Source organism: Ilumatobacter sp. (assembly GCF_049588435.1).
In the GTDB taxonomy this organism is placed as follows: domain Bacteria; phylum Actinomycetota; class Acidimicrobiia; order Acidimicrobiales; family Ilumatobacteraceae; genus Ilumatobacter_A.
The window spans coordinates 1-3,365 of sequence record NZ_JBAVYV010000064.1 but is presented as its reverse complement, the minus strand read 5'-3'; the positions used below and the strand labels follow the sequence as shown (position 1 = coordinate 3,365).

Annotated in this window: 2 protein-coding genes and 1 pseudogene; 2 read left to right on the top strand and 1 reads right to left on the bottom strand. The window is 67.9% G+C overall.

Annotated features, from left to right (window positions below):
* Nucleotides 1-875: pseudogene (locus tag WBV89_RS02225) on the bottom strand (hypothetical protein); the annotation flags it as partial.
* 213 nt (nucleotides 876-1,088) lie between these two features.
* On the opposite strand from WBV89_RS02225, the gene WBV89_RS02220 reads away from it, so the two are divergent.
* On the top strand, nucleotides 1,089-1,772 hold the full coding sequence (locus tag WBV89_RS02220) for a response regulator transcription factor (protein ID WP_423979709.1): 684 nt from the start codon (nucleotides 1,089-1,091) through the stop codon (nucleotides 1,770-1,772).
* On the top strand, nucleotides 1,769-3,109 hold the full coding sequence (locus WBV89_RS02215; protein WP_423979708.1) for a HAMP domain-containing sensor histidine kinase: 1,341 nt from the start codon (nucleotides 1,769-1,771) through the stop codon (nucleotides 3,107-3,109). The genes WBV89_RS02220 and WBV89_RS02215 overlap by 4 nt, the downstream gene beginning before the upstream one ends.
* The last annotated feature ends 256 nt before the right edge of the window (nucleotides 3,110-3,365 follow it).

Here is a 3,365-nt window from a genome sequence, read left to right as displayed (position 1 = left end):
CCGCCACCCATGGCGTACACGCTCGTGATGCCACCGCGGCCAGCCTCATAGGCAGCCGACACGCCACCTTGCCAGCCGTTCTCGCCGCCATGGCCGCCGATTCCCGCGATGCCGTTCGAGCGGCTGTCACCGGCGTTCGTGCCGGGCTCACCCAGGTGGCCGCCCGTTCCGGTATGACCTTTCTTGCTGCTGCAAAGGAAGGTGTCCGAGCCTGGGCCGCCGTTCTTTCCTGCACCGAAACCATCGACGCCGACGTGCTCGGTGGCATCGGTGACTCCGCCGGCGCCTCCGCTCCCGGCACCGTTCCATCCGTCGGCAAAGGGGCCGCAGTCCATCCTTGCTCCCTGTGCGCCGCCGCCGCCGGCGATCAGGAGCGTCTCGTCGACGGATCCGACGTCTTCGATCGCCTTCGTGCTCACGATCGTTGCCGATCCGCCGTGCCGAGAGCCGGTCGCGGCGTCTTGCCCGATGTACGTGTGCAGCTCGGCGATCTCGTCTGCGTCGATCACGGTTCGGGCGTTGCCGCCGTCGCCACCGGAGCGGCCGCCGTTGTCGCCCGGGAGCGTCGCTCCGTCACCGCCGTGAGCGGTCAGGACGACCGGGTCCCCCGCGCTCGGCAAGATCCCCGCCGGCACCATCTCGTCCAGTGTCGCGGCACCGCTCTCGGTGATCGTGCACTGGATGAAGTCGGTGCCACCGAAGGGCTTGACGACGCAGTCAGCAGGCAGCGGTGTTGCTTGCGCAGACGCCGGCGAGACCGAGACCCCGGCGGCGACGAGGACACCGACGAGCGCCGTCGGCAGTGAGTAGCGAAGACGACGCCGCGGGGGTGACGCCGTCGAGGTGGTGGACAGTTTGGAGGGGGAGGAGTTCATCGTGGTGCTGCTTTCGCTTGGTACGTGGGTGGTTTCTGTTGGATCCAACGATGCGGGCCCCCGCCTGATGGCAACCTGAAGCCGAGCCGAAATCTCACCAAACGGGGGGTCCTGGATCGCCGTCTTTCCGAGGGAGCCGCTGGCCGGCCCTGGTACGGTCGAGTGCCCGTTGCGAGCGCGATTCGTTGCGCCTACTGATCAACTGGGGGGCCGGTGCCGACTGTCCACCTGATCGAAGACGATGATCAGATCGCGGACTCGCTCGCGAAGGTTCTACGGGCGGCCGGCCACGTCGTGAGTCGCTCGGCCTCGGCGCTGGACGGGTTGAGCCGCCTCGTCGACGATCGACCAGAGGTCATCGTGCTCGATCTCGGACTTCCCGATCTCGATGGCCTCGATGCGATCAAGATGATCCGCGGGTACGGGGAGGTGCCGATCATCGTGGCGACCGCGCGCGACGACGAGTCGACGATCGTTCGGGCGCTCGACCTCGGTGCAGACGACTACGTGGTCAAGCCCTTCTCCGGCAAGCAGCTCGACGCGCGAATCCGGGCGCTCCTGCGTCGCGGGGGCACGGCGTCGGCCCTCACCTTCACGATCGGCGACCTACAGGTCGATCTCGCGGCCCGGGAGGTGACCGCGGCCGGCGAGCCGGTCGAGCTACGCCGCAAGGAGTTCGATCTGTTGGCGTTGCTGGCAAGCCGCGCCGGGCAGGTCGTCACGCGCCGCGAGATCGCGCAGGAGGTGTGGGACGACCCGTTGTCATCATCGGACTCGACGATCGACGTGCACGTGTCATCGCTGCGCCGACGCCTCGGCGAATCCGCGGACGAGCCTCGCTACCTGCGGGTCGTGCGGGGTGTGGGGATGAAGCTGGTGGAGCCGGACTCGCCGTGAGGCGGCGGCTCACCGCGGTCATGGCGGTCACGACCGCAGTGATCGTCGTCGCCCTCGTCGCTCCCCTCGCGTTCGTGATCACCGACCGCCAGGCATCCAACCGTCGACAGGCGACCGAGCTGACGGCGACGACGTTGGCCTCGTTCATCGACGACCGAACCTCGCCCACGGAGATCGTTGCGACCATCGATCGCCTCACCACGGATGATCCGGGCATCGAGGTGACGGTGTACCGACGCGACGGTCTGGTCCTCGGCGCCGACGTTCCCGTCGACGACGTGGTGCGTGCATCCTTCGAGCCCGGTGCTCCCGAGGTGACCGAGAACGACGGCGACGTCGTCTACCTCCCCAACAACGGGCCGTTCGAGTTCGACGAGGCTTCCGAGTACGTGATCCGCGTCGAGAACGTCGACACGGTGTTCGCCGAATCCAATCGTCGCCTGAAGGTCGTGCTCGCCGCCAGCACGATCCTCGCGGTTGCTCTGGCGGCGATCATCGCCGCATTCGCCGCTCGAACCATCTCCGACCCGACGCGGCGCGTCACCCGCACGGCTCGTCGTCTCCAGAGCGGCGACCTCAGCGCTCGTGCGACGCCAGAGGGCCCGCGTGAGGTGCGCGAGCTCGCCGAAGCGCTCAACGCGCTGGCCCGACAGGTCGAGGAGCTTCTCGTCCGTGAGCGCGAATCGGTGGCCGACCTCGCCCACCGACTCCGGACCCCGCTCACCGCGTTGCACCTCGAGGTCGAGACGTTGCCTGACTCGAACGAAGCCGGCGAGCTGATGGAGCGCGTCGAACGGCTCGAGCGAACCCTCAGCGAGATCATCAACGAGATGCGTCACGATCGGCCTGCCGAAGTTGCGCCTCGAGCGGATCTGGTCGCCACGATCCGCGGCCGCCTCGACGACTGGTCGCAGGTCGCGGGCGAGGCCGGACGCCAGATCGACCTGGCCATCGAGTCACAAGATCCGCGCATCGTTGCCATCGCGCCCGACGATCTCGGCGCAACGTTCGACATCCTGATCAACAACGCCTTGGCGCACACGCCACCCCACACCGCCGTGACCGTCTCGGTCGGTGTCAGCGCTGGGGGTGTTTCGCTCGTCGTCGATGATCGAGGGCGAGGGTTCTCGAAGAGCTCCGCTTCCGCGCTCGCTCGAGGAGCCAGTGGTGACGGTTCAACGGGTCTCGGTCTCGACATCGCCCGACGAACCGTCGAAGGAGCCAGCGGGTCGATCGAGCTCGGCCAGTCCAACTTCGGTGGAGCTCGCGTCACGCTGACGATGCCGACCATCGACGCCGACTTCGCACCCGGACCAAGGCCCACGGACAACCGTTGAGCGGCCCACCACCGGAGCGCTGAACCTTCGGCGGTGCGTGCCTGGATCGAGTGCTCTCGTCCAAACGTGGTCCGGCGGATGCCTGGGCCCCGGGACGGTCTCCCACAACACGCTTCGCGAACGAGCCGTCGTCGACGGCCACCCCGACATAGGGTCTCGGCGCGTGGAGACCTTCTGGAGAAGCGCGGGCGTCCAACTCGGAAAGCACTGGAAGGTCGTGGCGGTGGCAGTGGTCGCCATCACCGCGGTGCTGGCA